At 60.9% G+C, this 20,146-nt stretch carries 18 protein-coding genes; 7 read left to right on the forward strand and 11 right to left on the reverse strand.

What is annotated here, in order from left to right; translation table 11 throughout:
- Positions 1 to 215: 215 nt before the first annotated feature.
- The 6 genes from F0184_RS03650 to F0184_RS03675 all read right to left on the reverse strand — a co-directional run bounded on the left by F0184_RS03650 (position 216) and on the right by F0184_RS03675 (position 5,516).
- Positions 216 to 776, reverse strand: coding sequence for a biotin transporter BioY (locus tag F0184_RS03650; protein ID WP_150494675.1), 561 nt, complete (start codon positions 774 to 776; stop codon positions 216 to 218).
- A gap of 36 nt (positions 777 to 812) precedes the next feature.
- Positions 813 to 1,436 (reverse strand): energy-coupling factor transporter transmembrane component T family protein, encoded by a 624-nt coding sequence (locus tag F0184_RS03655; RefSeq protein WP_150494678.1) that lies wholly within the window; start codon positions 1,434 to 1,436, stop codon positions 813 to 815.
- Positions 1,433 to 2,212 carry an energy-coupling factor ABC transporter ATP-binding protein gene (locus tag F0184_RS03660; protein ID WP_150494680.1) on the reverse strand — a complete coding sequence of 260 codons (780 nt, stop codon included), beginning with the start codon at positions 2,210 to 2,212 and terminating at the stop codon, positions 1,433 to 1,435. The genes F0184_RS03655 and F0184_RS03660 overlap by 4 nt, the downstream gene beginning before the upstream one ends.
- 246 nt (positions 2,213 to 2,458) lie before the next feature.
- Positions 2,459 to 3,316: a formyltetrahydrofolate deformylase gene (gene purU, locus F0184_RS03665; protein ID WP_150494682.1), complete on the reverse strand. Its 858-nt coding sequence runs from the start codon at positions 3,314 to 3,316 to the stop codon at positions 2,459 to 2,461.
- 78 nt (positions 3,317 to 3,394) lie between these two features.
- On the reverse strand, positions 3,395 to 4,195 hold the full coding sequence (locus tag F0184_RS03670) for a beta-keto acid cleavage family enzyme (protein WP_208998309.1): 801 nt from the start codon (positions 4,193 to 4,195) through the stop codon (positions 3,395 to 3,397).
- Positions 4,196 to 4,199: 4 nt separating this feature from the next.
- Positions 4,200 to 5,516: an aspartate aminotransferase family protein gene (locus F0184_RS03675; RefSeq protein WP_150494685.1), complete on the reverse strand. Its 1,317-nt coding sequence runs from the start codon at positions 5,514 to 5,516 to the stop codon at positions 4,200 to 4,202.
- A 232-nt stretch (positions 5,517 to 5,748) separates the two neighbouring features.
- Between F0184_RS03675 and F0184_RS03680 the strand changes: the two genes are divergently transcribed.
- On the forward strand, positions 5,749 to 6,165 hold the full coding sequence (locus F0184_RS03680) for a YcbK family protein (RefSeq protein ID WP_150494687.1): 417 nt from the start codon (positions 5,749 to 5,751) through the stop codon (positions 6,163 to 6,165).
- Positions 6,166 to 6,174: 9 nt separating this feature from the next.
- Here F0184_RS03680 and F0184_RS03685 read toward each other — a convergent pair whose 3' ends face one another.
- The gene (locus tag F0184_RS03685; protein ID WP_150494689.1) at positions 6,175 to 6,534 is read right to left on the reverse strand and encodes an ArsC family reductase; all 360 of its coding nucleotides are present in this window, start codon (positions 6,532 to 6,534) and stop codon (positions 6,175 to 6,177) included.
- Positions 6,535 to 6,725: 191 nt separating this feature from the next.
- Between F0184_RS03685 and F0184_RS03690 the strand changes: the two genes are divergently transcribed.
- Positions 6,726 to 8,462, forward strand: a complete 1,737-nt coding sequence (locus tag F0184_RS03690; protein ID WP_150494692.1) for an adenylate/guanylate cyclase domain-containing protein — start codon at positions 6,726 to 6,728, stop codon at positions 8,460 to 8,462.
- Positions 8,463 to 8,649: 187 nt separating this feature from the next.
- Positions 8,650 to 10,239 (forward strand): ABC transporter substrate-binding protein, encoded by a 1,590-nt coding sequence (locus F0184_RS03695; protein ID WP_150494694.1) that lies wholly within the window; start codon positions 8,650 to 8,652, stop codon positions 10,237 to 10,239.
- A gap of 59 nt (positions 10,240 to 10,298) precedes the next feature.
- Here the strand turns inward: F0184_RS03695 and galE are convergent, their stop codons facing one another.
- A complete protein-coding gene (gene galE / locus F0184_RS03700) occupies positions 10,299 to 11,324 on the reverse strand; it encodes a UDP-glucose 4-epimerase GalE (protein ID WP_150494696.1) in 1,026 nt (341 codons plus the stop codon).
- A gap of 189 nt (positions 11,325 to 11,513) precedes the next feature.
- Between galE and F0184_RS03705 the strand changes: the two genes are divergently transcribed.
- The 3 genes from F0184_RS03705 (at position 11,514) to F0184_RS03715 (ending at position 14,840) form a co-directional block, all read left to right on the forward strand.
- Positions 11,514 to 13,313 carry an IlvD/Edd family dehydratase gene (locus F0184_RS03705; protein ID WP_150494698.1) on the forward strand — a complete coding sequence of 600 codons (1,800 nt, stop codon included), beginning with the start codon at positions 11,514 to 11,516 and terminating at the stop codon, positions 13,311 to 13,313.
- 97 nt (positions 13,314 to 13,410) lie between these two features.
- Positions 13,411 to 13,692, forward strand: a complete 282-nt coding sequence (locus tag F0184_RS03710) for an SCP2 sterol-binding domain-containing protein (RefSeq protein WP_150494700.1) — start codon at positions 13,411 to 13,413, stop codon at positions 13,690 to 13,692.
- 296 nt (positions 13,693 to 13,988) lie between these two features.
- The gene (locus tag F0184_RS03715; RefSeq protein ID WP_150494702.1) at positions 13,989 to 14,840 is read left to right on the forward strand and encodes an isocitrate lyase/PEP mutase family protein; all 852 of its coding nucleotides are present in this window, start codon (positions 13,989 to 13,991) and stop codon (positions 14,838 to 14,840) included.
- Between the two features lie 66 nt (positions 14,841 to 14,906).
- On the opposite strand, the gene F0184_RS03720 is transcribed toward F0184_RS03715, so the two are convergent.
- Positions 14,907 to 16,079, reverse strand: a complete 1,173-nt coding sequence (locus tag F0184_RS03720; protein ID WP_150494704.1) for a citrate/2-methylcitrate synthase — start codon at positions 16,077 to 16,079, stop codon at positions 14,907 to 14,909.
- Positions 16,080 to 16,162: 83 nt separating this feature from the next.
- Between F0184_RS03720 and F0184_RS03725 the strand changes: the two genes are divergently transcribed.
- Positions 16,163 to 17,317 carry a citrate synthase gene (locus tag F0184_RS03725; RefSeq protein ID WP_150494706.1) on the forward strand — a complete coding sequence of 385 codons (1,155 nt, stop codon included), beginning with the start codon at positions 16,163 to 16,165 and terminating at the stop codon, positions 17,315 to 17,317.
- Positions 17,318 to 17,363: 46 nt separating this feature from the next.
- On the opposite strand, the gene F0184_RS03730 is transcribed toward F0184_RS03725, so the two are convergent.
- Positions 17,364 to 18,359, reverse strand: coding sequence for a DctP family TRAP transporter solute-binding subunit (locus F0184_RS03730; RefSeq protein ID WP_150494708.1), 996 nt, complete (start codon positions 18,357 to 18,359; stop codon positions 17,364 to 17,366).
- A gap of 85 nt (positions 18,360 to 18,444) precedes the next feature.
- Positions 18,445 to 20,067: a GMC family oxidoreductase gene (locus F0184_RS03735; protein ID WP_150494710.1), complete on the reverse strand. Its 1,623-nt coding sequence runs from the start codon at positions 20,065 to 20,067 to the stop codon at positions 18,445 to 18,447.
- Positions 20,068 to 20,146 lie beyond the last annotated feature (79 nt).

Below are 20,146 nucleotides of genomic sequence, written 5' to 3' on the forward strand. Positions count from 1 at the left end.
GGGTTATAGGCCCACCCAAACCAACGGTCAACACCTAATTTCAAAAAAAACAAATCCAAACCAAACCAAACAATCCAAACCCTGTGAACAACACGGGAAAACAAAAATAAATAAACAAATCATTTTCTTAAACAAATACCCCGGCTCCCCGACACCAAACCCGGCAAACAAAAAAGACGGCACGAATGCCGCCTTTCCTGCCAGATCCGGTTCCCTCAGCCCCGCGACAACAGCGCCCCAGGCAAGCCTCGATAAACGGTCTCGGCCACCACCGCGGTGACCGCCACCTTGATCAGGTCGCCGGGGATATAGATGGCGCTGCCCATCGCCGCCTGCAGGACGGGCAGGTCGGCGATCACCGCAAGCCCCGCGATACCGCAGGCATAGACAACGCCGATGCCTCCAACCACCCCGGCCACTGCCGCAGACACGAACACCTTCGTAAAGCTCAAGGACTGCATCACGAGGCCTGCCACGAACGCTCCGATCGGCCAGCCGATCAGGAAGCCGACGGTTGGCCCGAAAAACACGCCGAAGCCCCCGCGTCCACCTGCCAGAAGCGGCGCGCCAAGGGCGACCAGAAACAACAGGAGCAAGACGGCAAGTGCCCCGCGGACCGGGCCCAGCATCACGCCGGCAAGCATGACCCCGAGGCTTTGGGCCGTGATCGGAACCCCCGCCAGAAACGGAATGGAAAAGGGCGGAACGAGGCCAAGGGCGGCAATCAGCGCCGCGTAAAAGGCGATATGGACCAGGGATCGGTCTTGCTGGAGCATCTGTCTTCCTTTTTCACACCGCATCTCATGTGCGGATCATCGTCTCATTCTGGTGTCCGCCAAGCCGCTTGAGCCGCCGCGGGCGGCGAGACTCTCGGCCACATGATCGGAGATGGCAAGAGCCTGAAGCGCAAGGGGAGCAATGAGGCGCCAGCTGCGCCGCCGGCCGCTTCTGGCCTGATAGGATTCAGCCAGACCCTCATGGATCGACATAAGGACCGGGACAAACCGGAGAACGAGCGCGATCGCAAGTGCAGGGCGCTGGGGCGGCACCCCGAACAGCTTCAATGGCCGGAAGAGGGGCTCGACGGCGGCAATCATGTCGTCGAGGCGGGTCGTCAGCGACACCAGGTTCGCCATCAGGACAAGGGTCACAATCCGGATGAGGACCGCCAGGCCTTCGGTCCAGGTCCCAAGATAGATGTGGAACCCGAAGAGGAATGCCAGCATGAGAGCAATCGGCTTCAACCGCTTGAACTGCACAAAAGCGTCCCGGCCAAAAGGAGCGTAACATGCAGCCACCCCGATAAGGCCAATCGTCAACATCCAGAGATTGGTGAGCGGGAACACTACAATGCTCACCACGAGAAGCGCGATCAGTTTCAATCCGGCCGGGCACCGGTGGAGCCAGGAAGCGCCGGGAATGTAGGTGGCAATCACAGACTGCTCCCGGTCCAGCTTTCCGTGGCCGCCCGGCGTTCCAGATCGGCCGCATAGGCGGGCAGCACATCACCGGGCACCCCATCCATCCGCACTTGCCCCTCCTCCAACCACAGGATCCGGTCAAAGGCGGCCAGAGTGGTCAGGTCATGGCTGACCATGACGATTTTCTGCGGCAGGCCGGCGATCTTCTGCGAGAGGCGCAAGGCTGTCAGTCCGTCCAGGCTTGTGAACGGCTCATCGAGGATCAAGACTTGCGGTTCCATGACCAGAACCGCCAGAATGCAAATGAGCTGTTTCTGGCCCTCTGACAGGGTCGATATCGGACGCTCCACCAGACCGGCGCAGCCATGGCGGGCGAGAAACGCCCGCGCCTCTTCGCGGGCCGATTTCCTGTCCCGGCCGAGCTGCGTCAGGCCGAAAGCGATTTCTTCCTCGACCGTGGGGAAGATCGCCTGATGATCGGGATTTTGGAACACAAAGCCGACATGTTTGGGAAGATCGGCCGCGCAGTCCGGCGTCGGCTGGCCAAAGATGCGCACAACCCCCGATGTCGGCAGCCTCAAAGCGTTCAGCAGCCGCACGAAGCTGCTTTTTCCCGATCCGTTCAAGCCGACAAGACCAATCCGGCGTTCTTTCAAGCTGACCGTGATGTCCTTAAGAACAGGCTGGCCGTTCAGCTCGAGGCTTGCCCCTTCAAGCACCGCATAGGTGCTGCGGAAAGGGTCCAATCCGCATTCGCGGGCCGCCGCCCGTCCTTTTGTCCAAAGGGCCATCCTCATCCAACCGTCTAGCATTCGGCCCGCACGCCAGTTCCATCAGACCCGGGGCAAAGAGTGCAGCAGCTTATGTGTTGGAATCCGGCCGGTGTCAAAGGGACGGCGCCGCGGGCAGGCCTTCGCCATCTCCGCCCGGCGCCCCCGCGGGCGGGCCGCAAAGACACATTCAGGGTCCTTTGGGCAGGGTCCTGTGGGGCCCGCATCGGCGCCACCGCGACCGGGGCAGAGCTCTGGGCCGCCCTGTTACGGGGTAAACACGATCGTCTTGTTGCCGACGATCATCACCCGGTTTTCCAGATGATACTTCACCGCCCGGGCCAGAACCCGCGATTCGATATCCCGCCCCCGCGCGACGAAATCTTCCGCCGACAATGCGTGGCTGACCCGTTCAGCGTCTTGCTCGATGATCGGGCCCTCGTCGAGATCGGGCGTGACGTAGTGGCCGGTCGCCCCGATCATCTTCACACCGCGCTGGTGAGCCTGGTGGTAAGGCTTGGCGCCCTTGAAGCTCGGTAAAAACGAGTGATGGATGTTGATGACCTTGCCGAACAGGCGCTTGGACAAGCTGTCGGACAGGACCTGCATATAGCGGGCAAGAACGACAAGATCAGCGCCGGTTTCCTGAACCAGCCTGAGCAGCTTTTCCTCCTGCTCAGACTTCGTCTCCTTGGTCACCGGAAGATGATAAAACGGAATACCTTCAATTTCCGCTGTCCGCCGGCTGTCTTCATGATTGGACACGATCGCCGCGACCTCGGCATCCAGCCAGCCGACCCTGATCTGATACAGCAGATGCAGCATGGCATGGTCGAACTTTGAGACCATGATGATGATTTTGGGTCGGATGGCCTGGTCTTTCAGCGTAGTTTTCAAATCGAACCGGGCGATGGCCGGATCGATGGCGCGTTGCACCTGCTCGCGCGTCACGCCCTCCGGTGCCAAGATGGCGATGCGCATGAAGAACTTGTTGGTGACCTGATCCCAGAACTGGTCGCTTTCGGCAATGTTGGCCCCCAGATCTGCGAGCTCCGTTGTCACGGCCGCGACAATTCCGGGGCGGTCGTCGCAGGACAGGGTCAGAACAAAACGGTTGTTGGTCATGTCGGTCGGTCTTCCTTCAAGCGCATGCGGGCTTTCAGCACGTGCGGGCGATTTGGTGATGGCTTTGAGCGGCGGCGGTCAACCGAGGGTACCCGAGAGTGCGGACCTGAGATCGCGAACCCGGTCGGCATTGTCCCGCGCAAGTGCCCCGTCCCTGTTCCACAGACCGTTTTCAAACCCGATCCGGACCTTGCCCCCGCACGCAACGGCATAGGCAAGACAATCCGTCTCCCGTTTTCCGAATGCGCAAACGGCCCAGTCCGGACGCGTCGATCCCCGGCCCCTTTCCATCGCTTCGAGGAAAGGATCCAGATCCGCCGGGGCGCTCTGCTGACCTTCGGCGTAACGCCCCAGAACGAACAGAAGCTGAGGGGCCTTGCCGGGAATGACGCCTGCATGGTTGAGATCATGAAAACGCCGGACGTCTTCCGGTGCGTACAGTATGTGTTGCACGGCGATGCCTTGTTCCTGGGCCCAGGCGTAAAATGCGGACGCTTCCTCAATCTCCGAAACGTCCGGGATCATCTCCCGAACGGCAACGGAGACCGCCTTCGGCCGCACGTCACGCACAAGGGCGCGCTGCTCACTCGGACTGTATCTTCCAACAGCTTCCGTGGTGATTTGGACCAGCATTTGCGGCACTTCCGCATCCATTTGCGACAGAAGGTCACGATAAAGCCCGGCATCGAGAATGTGCTGGCCTGCCTGATCGCGCACATGCGCATGAAGGGCCCCCGCGCCGGCCGCATGACAGGCCTTCGCCGCGGCCACCGTTTCCCCGACGGTCACGGGCAATGCGGGATGGTCGGCCTTGGTTCGGCGCCCGCCGTTGGGCGCCACCATGATCAGGGGCAGCTCCGGAGTCACGGTCTGGGCCATGGGCTCACAACACCGTCTTGAACGCGCGGGCCAGCTTGCCGGTGACTTCGCCGATCTGATCCTCGCTCATGATGAAGGGAGGCGCGAGCAGGACATGATCTCCATGAACACCATCGATGGTCCCGCCCATGGGATAGCAGGCAAGCCCCTCGTCGAAGGCAGCCTTTTTCAAGGCCTTGTTGATCCCCCGTTTGGGATCGAACGGGGTCTTGGCCGCGCGGTCCTCAACAATCTCAATGGCCCGGAACAAGCCGCGCCCCCGAATGTCGCCGACATTCGGGTGCTGACCGAAAGCGTCCGTCAGCGCTGCGTGGAGCGCATCGCCGAGCGGATTGACCCGGTCCACAAGGCCGCCGGTGAGCTTTCTCAGGACAGCCAAAGCCGCCGCACAGGCGGTTGGGTGACCGATATAGGTATGGCCATGCTGGAAGAACCCCGACCCCTGCTCGACCGCTTCGTAGATGACCGCAGAACACAGCATCGCACCAATCGGCTGGTATCCGGCCCCCAGGCCCTTTGCAATACACAGGATGTCGGCCGTCACGCCGTCCTGCTCGCAGGCATACAATGTCCCCGTGCGGCCCATGCCACACATGACTTCATCCAGGATCAGCAGGATTCCATGGTTGTCGCAGATCTCCCGGATCCGCTTGAAATATCCCTCTACCGGCGGCACCGCCCCGGCGGTCGCCCCGACCACCGGCTCGGCGACGAAAGCCATGACGTTTTCGGATCCAAGCCGCTGGATTTCGGTTTCCAGTTCATCAGCCACCCGCTGGCCGTATTCGAACGCAGTCTCGCCAGCCAAGCGGCCGCGATACTCATAGCAGGGCGCGATGTGGGACGTTTCAATCATCAGCGGCGAGAACGGTTCGCGGCGCCACTGGTTGCCGCCTGTCGCAAGGGCGCCCAGCGTATTACCGTGATAGCTCTGCCGGCGGGCAATGACCCTATGCCGGCTGGTCTCGCCCTTTTCCAGAAAATACTGCCGGGCCAGCTTGAGGGCCGCCTCCATTGCCTCCGACCCACCGGAAACGAAATATACGCGGTCCAGACCCGGCGGGGCCCGTTCAATCAACAGGTCTGCCAGTTCCTCGGCCGGTTCGGAGGTAAAAAAACCGGTATGGGCGAACGCGATCTTTTCCACCTGGGCCTTGATGGCGGCGGTTACCTCGGGGTCGCTATGCCCCAAACAGGACACCGCCGCGCCGCCGGAACCGTCAAAATAGCGTTTCCCGTTGGTGTCGACGATATAACACCCGTCCCCATAAGCGGCGACCGGCGGATTGGCTTTTGTGTGGCGCGGAAAGACGTGGGTCATAGCTTTTCTTGATGGTTGTCATTTGCAGGGTCGGGACGCCCGAGGCCTAACGGAATGCTGTCCGTGCGGAAAGCAACTTCTGAAACAATCCGACCGCCAATCCATCACATTTGTTAACGCCCGTGACACAAAGGCCGCCGGACAGAATGAAGGATTAACCCTGTTTTTCATGACAATTTTAACGAAACCGGCGCAGGGTTGGGAAGGGGGACGACATTGCGGGCCGATTATCATGCGCAGCCGAACGCCAGTCATCATTGTTTTGCTTCTCACCATGCCGGCATTGGCAGGCTGTGGCACCGTGGCCGGTGTCACGGGACTTGGATGGGCGACCGGATCACACCAGGCCATCAGCTACAACGACACGGAATGGTGCGTGCCACGCAAGTTGAAGAAGGTCCTGAACCGGGTCGCCAAGCGGTATGGCAAGGTGACGGTGCACTCCACCAAACGCTGGTGGCTTGAGAACTGGTGGAAAGGCGGGGCCAGCAATTCCTACCACCTGAACTGTCAGGCGGTGGATTTTTCGGTCGGCGGCAATCCGGCGTCCGTCATTGCCTTCTTGAAGGCGCAGCCCGAGGTCGGAGGATACAAGTATTACAATTCAGGCTTCTATCACATCGACACCGGCCCGCGCCGCACCTGGTAGGCCAAACGGTCAGGCGAGTTCGCCCAGTTCCAGGGCCGCTTCCCAGGCAACCGGATCGAAGCCGATGAAATTTTTCGTTTTTCCCTCGACGATCGGACGCTTGATCATGGACGGATTGTCCTGGAGAACCACCAGGGCGCTCGCGGCGTCCGTGACGCTGTCCCTGGTCGCCTCGTCCAGCTTCCGCCAGGTCGTGCCCTTTTTGTTCAGCACCTGCTCCCAGCCGAATTCATCGAGGAACGCTTTCAATTTTGCGGTGTCGAGACCGTCCTTCTTGTAATCGTGAAAGGTGTAGCCGACGCCGGCTTCCTCGAGGAATTTTCTGGCCTTCTTGACACTATCGCAGTTTTTTATCCCAAAGACTTTCATGAAACTCCTTCCCTGCAGCACCGAATGATGGCCCGCACCATGCCGCCGGCAGTGTCGCGCTGGCAAGGCTCCGCCGCGGGCAAGATCTTTTTCACACCGGTTTTCCGGCATCATCCACTGTCCTGGATGCCGCGGCTGGGATAAGTCTGTCTGGAGGACGGCAAAATCGGGCTGGACGGGGCAAGACGACCATGAGCGATACCGGATCCGGACAGGCAAAGACCGCGCGCCGGCAGACCGGCAGGCGCGGGCCGGTCTCCTTCGGCGGGTGGCGCAACCGGCTGCGGCTTTGGAGCGGGTTGGTGATGCTCGCATTCTGCCTGTCCCATTTCTCCAATCACGTACTCGGGATCGTCTCGGTTGAGGCCATGGACAAGGCGTCTCACTGGCACTATGCGCTGTGGGGCAGCCCTTTCGCAGTCGGCCTTCTGGCACTCTCCGCTCTTGTTCACGTTGTCCTTGCCCTATGGAAGACATCCCGGCGGCGCACCTTGAAAATGCCGGCAGGGGAATTCGTGCAGCTCGTCTTGGGCCTTTACATCCCCTGGACGCTGACACCACACGTTATTGCGACGCTTGGTCTGAAAAACGCCTTTGGGGTCATCCCCACCTATCCACAGATGCTCACCCTGCTTTGGCCAGGCGGCGCCCTGACGCAATCTGTTCTGCTGGTCGTTGTCTGGGTGCATGCGATGATCGGTTTGCATTTCTGGCTGCGCACCTATCCGCTCTATCGCCGGCTTTTTCCCGGACTGGCCGCATTTGCCGTCGTTTTTCCTTTGCTCGCGCTTTGGGGATGGATTGAAGGTGCAAGGCGCCACGCGCTTGACACGACCTATCAGTTGAAGGTGACGCAGACCCATCTGGATTGGGTCTACACCCTGACCGACCAGATCCGCGCGATCATTTTCGCCTTTGTCATTCTCAGCATCGCGATTGTTCTATTTCGGATCCTGCTCCATGGGCTAAGTCCAAAGATCACCGTGACCTATCCCGGCAACCGGCAGGTCCGTGCGGCACCGGGGGCTTCCATTCTCGAAATCAGCAGAATGAACGGGGTACCGCATATGGCCGTCTGCGGCGGGCGCGCCCGATGCTCCACCTGCCGTATCCGTATCCTGTCCGCGCAAGAACACCTGCCCGAGATGGGAGCCGCCGAGACGACGGTCCTAACCCGGATTTCAGCCGACGAAGATGTCCGCCTGGCCTGCCAGCTTCGCCCGACATCGGACATCAGGATCGAGCCGCTCGTTCCCGCCGGCAACACCGTGTTTGCGTCCCGTCCGCCAACCGATGCCTATCACTGGGGTGTGGAACGACACGTGCTTGTCATGTTCGTCGATCTGCGGGATTTCACATCCCTTACCGAAAACCACCTCTCCTACGACATCGTGCATCTGTTGAACCGGTATCTTGACGCGGTCTCATCCGCGATCAGGGCCGAAGGTGGCCATGTCGACAAGTTTGTTGGTGACGGCGTGATGGCCATTTTCGGGATGGATACAGCCTTACCGGAAGCGGCACGTGCTGCGCTCGCAGCCTGCCGGCAAACGGGCGACGTGATCGCCGATCTCAACCGGGATCGCGGACCGCAGTTCTCCAATCCATTGCGGATCGGCATAGGCCTGCATGCCGGGCCTGCCATTCTGGGCCGGATCGGATCGGCAGGCGAGACCGGATCAACCAGCACACCGATCACCGCATTGGGCGATGTGGTGAACACTGCCAGCCGCCTGGAAGCGGAAAACAAACGACTGGGCACCGAATTGTGTGTCTCCGCGGCGGTCCTTGACCTCGCCGGCTGCGCCCTGGCAGGGGCCTGTTCGGATGAAATCGTCCTGCGCGGCAAATCCGAACCCTTGAAGGTCTTTGCCGTTCGCGACGTCAGAACACTGGCTGCGGTCATGGACGGCGCGCCCGTGAAATGACAGGTCTGTGGGGCAAAAGGACCCATCGTTTCCAAAATGATCTGCGCGCACGCGCGGCAATGGCCGGCAATGGCAAGGATCCAATCGGGCCGGGTCCGGATGTCGGCGCAACCAATACAGCCATGTCTCGATGCGTCATCGATTCGTGATATGCTCACCCAAGACCATTCGCGGAAAGAAGGTGTCCATGGGGTTTGGTGCAAGGGCGGTCGCCGCCATTGTCTTTCTGGCTTTGGCTGGATCGGCGGCCAGAGGAGAAACGTTGAAATTCGCCTATCAAGGCGGCCTTGGGGGCTTGGATCCCTACAGCCTGAACGAAACCTTCACCCTGACCATGCTCGGAAATGTCTACGAAGGCCTGACCCGTTTGGGCCCGGACATGGAGATCGAGCCTGCCCTGGCCCACAGGTGGGAAATCCTGGAACCGACACGATGGCGGTTTCACCTGAGGCAGGACGTCAAGTTTCACAATGGAAACAGCTTCACCGCCGATGATGTCGCCTTTTCCTTCCAGCGCGTGACGAGCGCCGGTTCCGATCTTCGTACCCGTATCCAGCCTGGCCTGAAGATCGAGATTGTCGACCGGCACACTGTCGACTTCGTTCTACCAACGCCGAATGCCATTCTGCACTATGGCTGGGACAGTTGGTACATCATGGACAAGGAGTGGACCGAGGCGCACGAGGCTGTGCCGGTCAACACGGCTGCCAACAGCAATCAGAATCACGCGGCGCACCATGCCAACGGAACCGGTCCGTTTCGGATCACGACCCATCAAACCGACCTGAAAACCGTTTTCGAACCTTTCGAGGGATGGTGGGATGAGGCCCGGCACAATCTGACGCGGGCCGAATTTACACCCGTCGCCTCCGATGCGACACGCGTGGCCGCCCTCCTGTCCGGTGCGCTCGATGTGGCTTATCCGATACCGGTCCAGGACATGCAGCGCGTGGAGGCGAATGCCCGCACGCGGATATTGACCGCGCCGTCTCTTCGGACGCTGTTTCTGGGAATGGACCAGAGGCGAGAGGAACTGCTGTATTCCAACGTCAGGGGCAAAAATCCATTCAAAGATGTCAGGGTTCGCAAGGCGTTCTACCAGGCAATCAACATTGAAGCGATCCGCGAGAAGATCATGCGCGGTCTTTCGACCCCGGCTTCCCTTCTGATTTCACCGTACCTCTATCCCGGCGCCGCCAGCTTTGAACGCTACCCATACGATCCAGAAGCCGCACGGGCCTTGCTGGCGGAGGCAGGATATGCGGACGGTTTATCCGTGACATTGGATTGCCCCAACGACCGGTACATCAATGATGAGGCGATCTGCCAGGCGGTTGCGGGTTTTCTTGCCCAGATCGGTGTCACCGTGAACCTGAACATACTGCCCAAAGCCCAGTTCTTCTCAAAAGTCATGCCGACAGGCGGATACGACACGTCCTTCTACCTGCTTGGCTGGATCCCGGCATCGCTGGAAAGCTGGAGCCTGCTCGACAACCTCTTCCGGTGCCGGAGCGACGATGGCTCGGGCGGCGTGTTCAACCTGGGCGGATATTGCAACCCGGTACTGGACGCGTTGATCGATCAGATCCTGGTTGCCACGGATCTGGTAGAACGGGAGCGCTTGATCAACCAGGCCTATACAATCGCGACCGCGGACATCGCCTATCTTCCGCTGCACCAGCAAAGCATTGCCTGGGGCGCGGCGGACAAGGTGGAAGTCAATGTGCGCCCGGACAATCAGTTCATGCTGCGCCTGGTGCGCAAGCGTCCAGACTGAGGAATGCCGGCGCCAGCCGCCGCGCCATCACTCGATCACCATGCAACCGGCCACCCCGATTACTCGGCGGCGTAACCCAACGGGTTCTTGCAAACGAAATTCCAGGTGTCCTTGCACATCTCTTCCAGCCCCCGCTCGGCTGTCCAGCCGAGGGCCGCCTTGGCATGCGATGTCTCGGCGTAGCACGCGGCCACATCGCCCGGCCGCCGCTCAACGACCTCAAATGGGATCTCGCGGTTCGAGCACCGCTCGAAGGCGCGAACCATTTGCAGGACACTATAGCCTTCACCGGTCCCCAGGTTGACGGTCAACGCCGCCCCGGCTTGGGAATGGCGGTCCAGGGCGTCGTGGGCCCGCAAATGGCCCTCCACCAGATCCAGAACGTGGATGTAGTCGCGCACGCCCGTTCCATCGTCAGTGTCATAATCGTTCCCGAACACCGAGAGCTTGTCACGCCGTCCGCTGGCGACCTGAGAGATAAACGGCATCAGGTTATTGGGAATTCCGAGCGGGTCCTCACCGATCAAGCCGCTGTGGTGAGCGCCAACCGGGTTGAAATACCGCAAGATGGCGATCCGCCAATCCGGATTGCTGCCGGCAAGGTCACGCAGCATGTCCTCCACCATGAGCTTCGTCCGTCCGTAAGGATTGACGGGTCCCGTGGGGTGGTCTTCCGTGAGGGGCAGAAACTGGGGATCTCCGTAAACGGTCGCTGATGACGAGAAAATCAGCTTCCGGACGTTGCAAGCCGCCATGGCCGACAGCAAACGGTGGGTGCCAACGACATTGTTGTCGTAATAGGCCAGCGGATTGGAGACGGATTCGCCAACAGCCTTCAGTCCGCCAAAATGGACGACGCTTGTGCACTCAAATTCCCGGAGCACCGCCTCCAGCGCCGCCTCGTCGCGCAGGTCGACCTCTCGAAACGCCACCTGTCGGCCGGTGATTGTTTCAATCCGGTCAATCGAAACGGGGCGAGAATTTGAGAAATTGTCGATAAGGACAATATCCAATCCGGCTTCAATGAACGAAACGGCGCAGTGGCTCCCGATATAGCCGGCGCCACCGGTGATCAAAACCGTCATGAACCCTCTCTCAGGATCGAAACTACCCGGTTTTGTCTAAGGGCCGCCGTCAGGAGTTGCAAGGCCCGCAGGTCTTGCGGAAAAGCCTTTGAAGCCGGGTGGCGCCACGCCACATATCGACCCTATAGTGCGGGCCGAAAAATCCCGATGGCCAAGACGTTCACGCTGTCCAAGAGAAAGCAAACCTCAATGACCGTTAAAAAAGGGTCCAGCCTCCGTTCCGCCGCCTGGTTCGACAACCCGGACGACCCCGGCATGACGGCGCTTTATATCGAACGCTATCTGAACTACGGACTGACCCGTGAGGAGCTGCAATCCGGCAAACCGATCATCGGGATCGCGCAGACCGGTTCGGATTTGTCCCCCTGCAACCGCCATCATCTTGAGCTTGCGAAGCGCGTCCGCGAGGGGATCCGGGAAGCGGGCGGGATTTGCTTCGAGTTTCCCGTTCATCCCATACAGGAGACCGGCAAGCGGCCGACCGCCGCGCTGGACCGGAACCTTGCCTATCTCGGGCTGGTCGAACTGCTCTATGGCTATCCGATCGATGGGGTCGTCTTGACGATCGGCTGCGACAAGACCACGCCGGCCTGTCTGATGGCCGCCGCGACAGTCAATATTCCGGCAATCGCCCTGTCGGTCGGCCCCATGCTGAATGGCTGGTACAAGGGTGAACGGACGGGTTCGGGCACCATTATCTGGAAGGCCCGCAAGATGCTGGCCGCCGGGGAGATCGACTACGAAGGCTTTATGGATCTCGTCGCCTCGTCCGCGCCATCGGTCGGGTATTGCAACACCATGGGCACGGCCACCACCATGAATTCTCTTGCCGAAGCCCTCGGCATGCAGCTTCCCGGTTCCGCCGCCATCCCTGCGCCCTATCGTGAACGCAGCCAGATTGCCTATGAAACCGGCCGGCGCATCGTTGGTCTGGTTCATGAGGATACCAAGCCTTCGGATATCATGACCCGGGAGGCTTTCGAAAACGCCATCGTGGTGAACTCCGCCATTGGCGGGTCCACGAATGCGCCGATTCACCTCAATGCCATTGCCCGGCACCTTGGCATCCCGCTCGACAACGACGATTGGCAACGGCTTGGGCTCGAGATACCTCTACTGGTGAATCTCCAACCGGCCGGGACCTATCTGGGGGAAGACTACTTCCATGCCGGCGGCGTCCCCGCCGTGATTGGCGAGCTGCTCCGCAACGGCAAGCTCCCTCATCCGGACGCCCGCACGGTCGCAGGAACAACGATCGGTGCGGCCTGTCAGGGCGTTGAGACCGCATTGCCGGATGTGATCAAGCCCTTCCATGCCCCCATGATGGCCAATGCCGGTTTTCTCAACCTGAAGGGCAATCTCTTCGATAGCGCGATCATGAAGACCAGCGTCATCTCGGACCAATTCCGGAATCGATACTTGTCCAATCCGAACGACCCGGACGCGTTCGAGGGCCGCGCCATCGTGTTCGAGGGACCGGAAGACTATCACGCCCGGATCGACGACCCGCAATTGGACATCGATGAAACCTGCATCCTGATCGTGCGGGGAGCCGGCCCTCTCGGCTATCCCGGCGGCGCGGAAGTGGTCAACATGCAACCGCCCAGCGCCCTGATCCAGAAAGGGATTACGGAGCTGCCATGCATCGGCGACGGCCGGCAATCCGGGACATCCGGCTCACCTTCCATCCTGAACGCCGCGCCCGAAGCGGCCGCCATGGGTGGGCTCGCGCTCGTTCGGACCGGGGACCGGATCCGGGTCGATCTTCGCAAATGCACGGCCAATATCCTGATTTCCGAGGCGGACCTTGCAGCCCGCCGGGAGGCGCTCGAGAAGCAGGGAGGGTTCGGCATTGCCGCCAGCCAGACCCCCTGGCAGGAAATCCAGCGTGCGATGGTCGATCAGTTCGATCAGGGAATGGTGCTGAAACCAGCAGCCTACTATCGCGACATCGCCCGCACCAAGGGCCTTCCCAGGCACAATCATTGATTCCTCAAAGACGGGCTGAAAGTTCTTGACGATTACGTAAAGGGCATGGTTCAACAACCTGGAAAGCGGCCCGGCCGCGCCAACAGGAGGAAACACGATGTCCCTTGCACAGCTTACAGATAGCGTCCGCGACAAGGTTGCGAGCGGCGGAATCGAAGAAAGCGTGAAATTCGACCTCGGGGATGCAGGCACAATCTTCCTTCAAGGCTCCGATGTGTCGAACGAGGACAAGGATGCGGACTGCACGATCAGCATCTCATCAGAGGATCTAGCGGAGCTCCTATCCGGTGACCTGAACCCGACAGCGGCCTTCATGGGCGGTAAAATGAAGGTCGACGGGGACATGAGCGTCGCCATGAAACTGGGCAGCATCGTCTGATCCGAACCTTTTGGACCCGGACAATGAGTGGCCTGCGCCCACCGGCGCAGGTCTTTCTTGTTTACGGCCCGTGGTTTTGGCAAATCGACGGCGTGTTCCGCACAAATACGGAGGATCCAGGTTTCGGGTCGGTTTTTTTCCATGCGGCTGATACCCTTGGCCGGACATGGCGCACCGGGCATTTTGTTTGAACCGCTCAAAGATGCGCAGCCACTCACGAAACGATCAGCGTAGGGCGTGATATCGGTTCCGATTGAACGCCCGCTGATCCAGTTGACCGGATTGGGAGATGTCTGATGGCAACCATAGAAGCACGGCGGGAACGGTTTCGAGAGCTTCATGGCAAGCGGGACGCTTTCGTAATGCCCAATCCCTACGACCGGGGAACGACCCGGATTCTGGAGGGATTGCGCTTCGAGGCTTTGGCGACCACCAGCGCGGGGCACGCCTTCACACTCGGCCTGAAGGACGCTGAGGGCCTCATCGACCGGAACATGGCTCTTGCCCATGCACAGGGCATCGTCGAGGCGACCACTTTGCCAGTGAACGGCGATTTCGAGAACGGCTATGGCGACACACCCGAAGATGTTGCCGAAACGATCAAGGGTGCCATAGAGATTGGTCTGGCCGGATGCTCGATCGAGGATTTCGGGCCGGGCTATCCCGGTTCCTACTATCCGCTCGATCTTGCCGTGGACCGGATCAAGTCCGCCGCCAGTCTCAAAAACCGGTTGGCTCCGAATTTTGTGCTGACCGCCCGAAGCGAGGCCCCGATTGACAGCGAGCCCGCACTGACCGCCACGATAGACCGGTTGAAGGCATTTGCGAATGCCGGCGCGGATTGCGTCTATGCACCCGACCTGACGCGGCCAGAACACATTACCGCCGTGCTGTCAGCGGTCGACAAACCCTTGAACATTCTGGCGGGGCGCAAATCCTTTCATCTTACCCGCAAGGAACTGCGTGAATTGGGCGTCAGCCGGATCTCGATCGGCTCGGGACTGGCCCGTGTGGCCTATGGCGCCTTTGTCGATGCGGCGGAGGACATTCTGGATTCCGGCACCTTCGGATGCTTCGACCGCTCCAAGGGTTTTTTGGAGTTCGACCCATTTCTTGAAGGCCGCAAACGGAGCCATGGCGACGGCTGATCATGGGCCGGAAACACAATAGAAGCAATTATTGCCAATCGGGTGTCTGGATCCGGCAGCGGCCCGTCACCTCGGCCGGTCACCCAGATAGGTTGCCCGGGGCCGGATGAGCTCGGAGTCCTGATACTGTTCAAGGGCATGGGCGATCCAGCCAACGGTCCGGCCCATGCAGAACACTGTTTTGGCCGCATGCTGAGGCAGACCGAGGGACCGTTCGGTGACGGCCAGGGCAAAATCTATGTTCGGCGCAAGGCCAAAGAGCGCTTCTGCAAGATCGAGAATATCCGGTATCCGCTGAACCAGACCGTCCTCGGGTACCGTTGCCCTCAGGATCTGCAGAAGGCAATCGGCGCGCGGGTCCCGGGCCGGATAAATCCGGTGCCCGAACCCCGGAAGATCCTCGCCTCGGGCCAACCGGCCCTCCAGCACGGTGCCAAGATCCGTTCCGGATTGGACCTGGCTCAACCACGCCGTCACGCGATCAGCTGCCGCACCGTGGCGCGGACCGGAAAAGGTACCCAAGCCGGCCAGAAGCGCGGCATGCAGGGGCGCGCGTGTTGACGCCGCGCACCGGACCGCAAACGCGCTCGTGTTCAACTCGTGGTCGGCCGTCAGGACAAGCGCCGCACGGATCACATCCGCTCCAGACGGGGGTATGTTCCACGCCTTCAACACCTGCGCATGGATCGGAGCATCCCCAGGCGCCGATCTCAGAAGCGCGGATACCATATACCGCAGCAACGCGGCCCCTTTCTCGCGCAAGAGTTTTGGCGACAGGGTGTAGGCCGCGCGATCCTGCAGCGGCCAAGCGGCGAGTGCCATTGTCAGGCTGTCCAGTGGGGACAGCCCGCTTGGCAGACCCTGCAAGGCGACCGGCGGCGGGCTGGCAAACGGGTCGTCTGCTTCGCCCCCCCACAGCAGGGTGGCAACGGTTTCGAGCGAGGAAGAGCGGGCCAGCTTCGCCGCTGAGCGGCCACGATAGAACGGGCCATCCGCCTCGGAGATAAAGGTGAGGTACGTAATCACACCCGGTGCGACGCCCGGCGTGCCGCTCTCCGGTCGGTCTTCCTCCTTGCGGGCCACAAGACGCCGGACATCGGACGCGTCATAGCGCCGCTGCTTGCCCGGCCCCGGAACGGACTTGATCAGGCCGCGGCTGACATACGCGTAGAGCGTCGCCGGCTGAACGCCAAGTTCGACGGCGGCTTCGCGCGCGGACAGATAGACAGGCTTATTCATTACTTGATTGTATTTATCAATATTGATTTTTCAAGAGCCGGATGCCGATGGTCCATCGTTCCACGCATTCAAGGAGACAATCCATGACCCATCACAGCCACGCTCTCAACACGGAGACGCCCGCATCGCCCGGCCTTGACGGCATCATCGTGGCCACGACCCGCCTCTCGGAGGTCCGGGGCAAGGAAGGACATCTCATTCTCGCAGGCCGCGCGATCGAGGATCTTGCCGGTTTCGTGTCCTTCGAGGAGGGCGTGCGCCATCTGTGGAAGGAAACCGCGCTTCCGGCGGGCCCCACGCTGTTTCGGGATCTGGCGGCCGCCCGGCAGGCCGCATGGACCGCCATTCCAGCGATGGCCGCTTTGCGGAGCCGCAGCCCCATCCTTTTGCTCCAGACCGGACTGGCTGGCATTCAAGTGCCGGACGTCCTCCATCCAGCCATTGCCATGACCGCGGCCTTTCCGGTTCTTGTCGCGGCCGCGGCGCGGCTTGCCGAGGGGCAACAGCCGATCCCGCCCGACCCGGGACTCGGATCGGCTCACGATTTCCTGCGCATGCTGGACGGTACGACCCCGCCAATGTGGAAAGTTGAGGCCCTGAACCGCTACCTGGTGACGATCATCGACCACGGTTTGAACGCGTCCACTTTTGCCGCCCGTGTCATTGCCTCGACGCAGGCCGGTTTTCAGGACGCGGTGATCGGGGGGCTTGCCGCCCTCAAGGGACCGCTTCACGGCGGAGCGCCCGGTCCTGTCCTGGACATGCTCGACGCGATCGGAACATCCGGCCACCCGAAGCAATGGATCGAGGCCGAGCTTGCGGCTGGCCACAGGCTGATGGGGTTCGGCCACCGGATCTACCGGGCACGGGATCCGCGCGCGGATGTTCTCAAGGAAGGAGTGCGCCGGTTGCCGAAAACCGAGCGGCTGGCGTTGGCGGAGGTTGTGGAAACGGCCGCGCTGGCGGCGCTCAGGAACCGGAAACCCGACCGGCCACTGGAGACAAATGTCGAGTTCTACACGGCGATTCTGCTGGACGGCATTGGGCTCGAGCGCACTCTTTTCACGCCGGTTTTCGCCATGGGGCGCGTTGCCGGCTGGTGCGCGCACGCGGCCGAGCAACAGGCCGAGGGCAAACTGATCCGGCCGAAGTCCCTCTATGCCGGCCCCAGCCCGTGCGGCAATGATCGGAACGGGACACGCGCCAGCGGCATGACTGGAAACGAAAGTATTTCCTGACCCGATTGGAGCGCACCGCTTCAACCTGACCAGGAATTGGTCACATCTAGTCGTTCGCGGCTATGGCCGCATCGATCAGATCAACGCCGATCATGGTTTCGTACTCGTCCCAGACCGGGGCCATGACGGAGCGCCATTGCCGGCGTTGATCTCCAGTAAGCTCCCGGACCGTTCCCCCGGCCTCGACGATGCGTTGCCGGCTGGCTTGATTGATGCCATCGGCACGCATGTTCGCGGCTTCGATCACCTCCCCGAGAATGGACAGAAATTGGAGCCGCACATCGCTGTCCAGACTGTCGAGCCATTCCTTCGATGTGACAACCAGATAGACCAGCAACTGGTGATTGGTCGCGGTCACTTCCTCTTGGAATTCATAAAAACCAGCTGTGTAAATGTTCGACCAAGTGTTTTCCTGCCCGTCAACGAGGCCCTTCTGGAGCGCAGCCCGCACCTCTTCGAAGGGCAGTTGCCGCGCCCTTGCCGCAAGTGCTTCAACCATGGAGGTCGCCACATCCGAAGCTTGAACACGAAACGTCAGTCCTTCGGCATCGCCGGGCACCAGCAACGGCCGGCTGGCCGAGAACTGCTTCAATCCATTGAAGAGGTATCCAAGGCCGGCAAAACCATAATCCGACATGGCGTCCAGAAGATCCTGCCCCATTGGTCCGCCGACGAATCGCTGCACGGCATCCATGTCGTCGAACAGGAACGGAAGGTCGAACACCCGATACTGGAACGTATAGTTCTCCAGTTTCGACACGGACGGGGCCGCGAGATGCACGTCGCCCAAGAGAATGGCTTCCATCACGTCGTTGTCGTCATAAAGCTCCGACATCGGGAAGACCAGCATACACGCTGTACCGTCCATCTCCCGGTTCACCCGGGCTGCGAGCGCCGTCGCCATCTCGCCCTTCGGGTGGCCTTCCGCCGCCACGACGTGACTGAACTTGATAACGGTCTCGCCCGGCTCGCATGTGGCCTGCGCAAAAGCTGGGGCACCAAAAAGGCCCAGCATCAGGACAGCAGGATAAAAGGTTTTCATGAACAAGGTCCGGATCGGCAGTTGCGCAGAAAGCTGAGCGGCAAGCTTATCGCCGCTTTCTTTCGGCCCCTTTAACGCCCAAGCTCTATGCTGCGGCCCGGCGCCTCCTGCGGTCTTCCCGGATCATGTCGGCGCCTTTTTCCGCGATCATGATGGTGGGCGCGTTCGTGTTGCCGGACGTGATGGCCGGCATGACCGAGGCGTCCACCACCCGGATGCCTTCAAATGCTCTCAGGCGCAACCGCCCGTCCACCACGGACGCATCGTCCACGCCCATGCGGCAGGTCCCGACGGGATGGAAGATCGTGGTTCCGATGTCACCGGCGGCGCGGGCCAGGTCTCCATCGGATGTCAGTTCAGAACCGGGCAGATACTCCTCCGGCGCATGCGTCTTGAGCGCTTCGGCCTCCATGATCCGGCGGGTCAGGCGGATCGAATCGGCCGCGACCTTCCGGTCGCCTTCGGTCGCAAGATAATTGGGCAGGATCGTCGGGTGATCGGTCGCGGCTGGCGACGTGATGTGGCAATGGCCGCGACTTTCCGGCCGCAGATTGCAAACGCTTGCGGTGATGGCGGGAAAATCGTGGAGCGGATCACCGAACTTGTCCAGCGACAGGGGCTGAACATGGTATTCCACATTGGCGGTCTCGAAAGACGGATCGGTCCGGGCAAACACCCCAAGCTGGCTGGGAGCCATCGACATGGGGCCGGACCGGGTAAGCATGTACCGCAAGCCAATTTTCGCCTTGCCGAACCAGGTACCGGCCATTTGATTGAGCGTCATTGCATTCCGCACTTTGAAGATGGTCCGGATCTGCAGATGGTCCTGAAGGTTTTCACCGATTTCAGGCACCGTGACTTGTGGTGTGACACCGGCCTTGCGCAAGACGTCCGGATTGCCGATCCCGGACAATTCCAGAAGCTGCGGCGACCCGATCGCCCCGGCGGCCAACACCAACTCGCCTTCGATTGAAGCCCGCGCCGGTTGCCCCTTGATGGTCAGCTCCAGGCCGCTCGCATGGCCGTTCTCGATCACGATGCGCTGGGCGTGGGCTTCGGTAACCACCTTGAGGTTCGGCCGCTTGAGCGCCGGTTTCAAGAACCCCTTGGCCGTGTTCCACCGGATGCCGGCACGCTGGTTCACCTGGAAATAAGATGAGCCGAAATTGTCACCGTCATTGAAGTCCCGGGTCTTCGGAATGCCCACTTCCGCGCAGGCCTCCCGGAAGGCGTCGAGTATTTCCCACGACAGCCGCTGCTCCTCCACGCGCAGGCCGCCGCCCTGGGCGTGGAGATCATCCGCCCAGGCATAGTGGTCCTCGGATTTCTTGAAGTAGGGAAGAACGTCGTCCCATCCCCAACCTGCCAATCCAAGCTGCCGCCAGCCGTCATAGTCTCGGGCCTGGCCGCGCATGTAGATCATGCCGTTGATCGATGAACAGCCGCCGAGCACCTTGCCGCGCGGATACATCAGCGACCGGCCGTTCAGGCCCGGGTCCGGCGCGGTCTTGAAGCCCCAATCCGTGCGGGGATTGCCCATGCAGTAGAGATACCCAACCGGGATGTGGATCCAGATGTAATTGTCATCCTTGCCCGCCTCTAACAGAAGCACCCTCACGCCGGGGTCTTCCGACAAGCGGTTCGCCAGAACGCACCCCGCCGAGCCCGCGCCGACAATGACATAGTCCCAAGACCCGAGATCCTGCATGGTTCCTCCCGTTGTTTTTGGGATGGAGGCATGCCGGACACGTCCGGTCAAGGCCATCTCACAGCGGGAATGCCAATAC

Origin of the sequence: Roseibium aquae (genome assembly GCF_008711285.1) — a bacterium.
In the GTDB taxonomy this organism is placed as follows: Bacteria; Pseudomonadota; Alphaproteobacteria; order Rhizobiales; family Stappiaceae; genus Roseibium; species Roseibium aquae.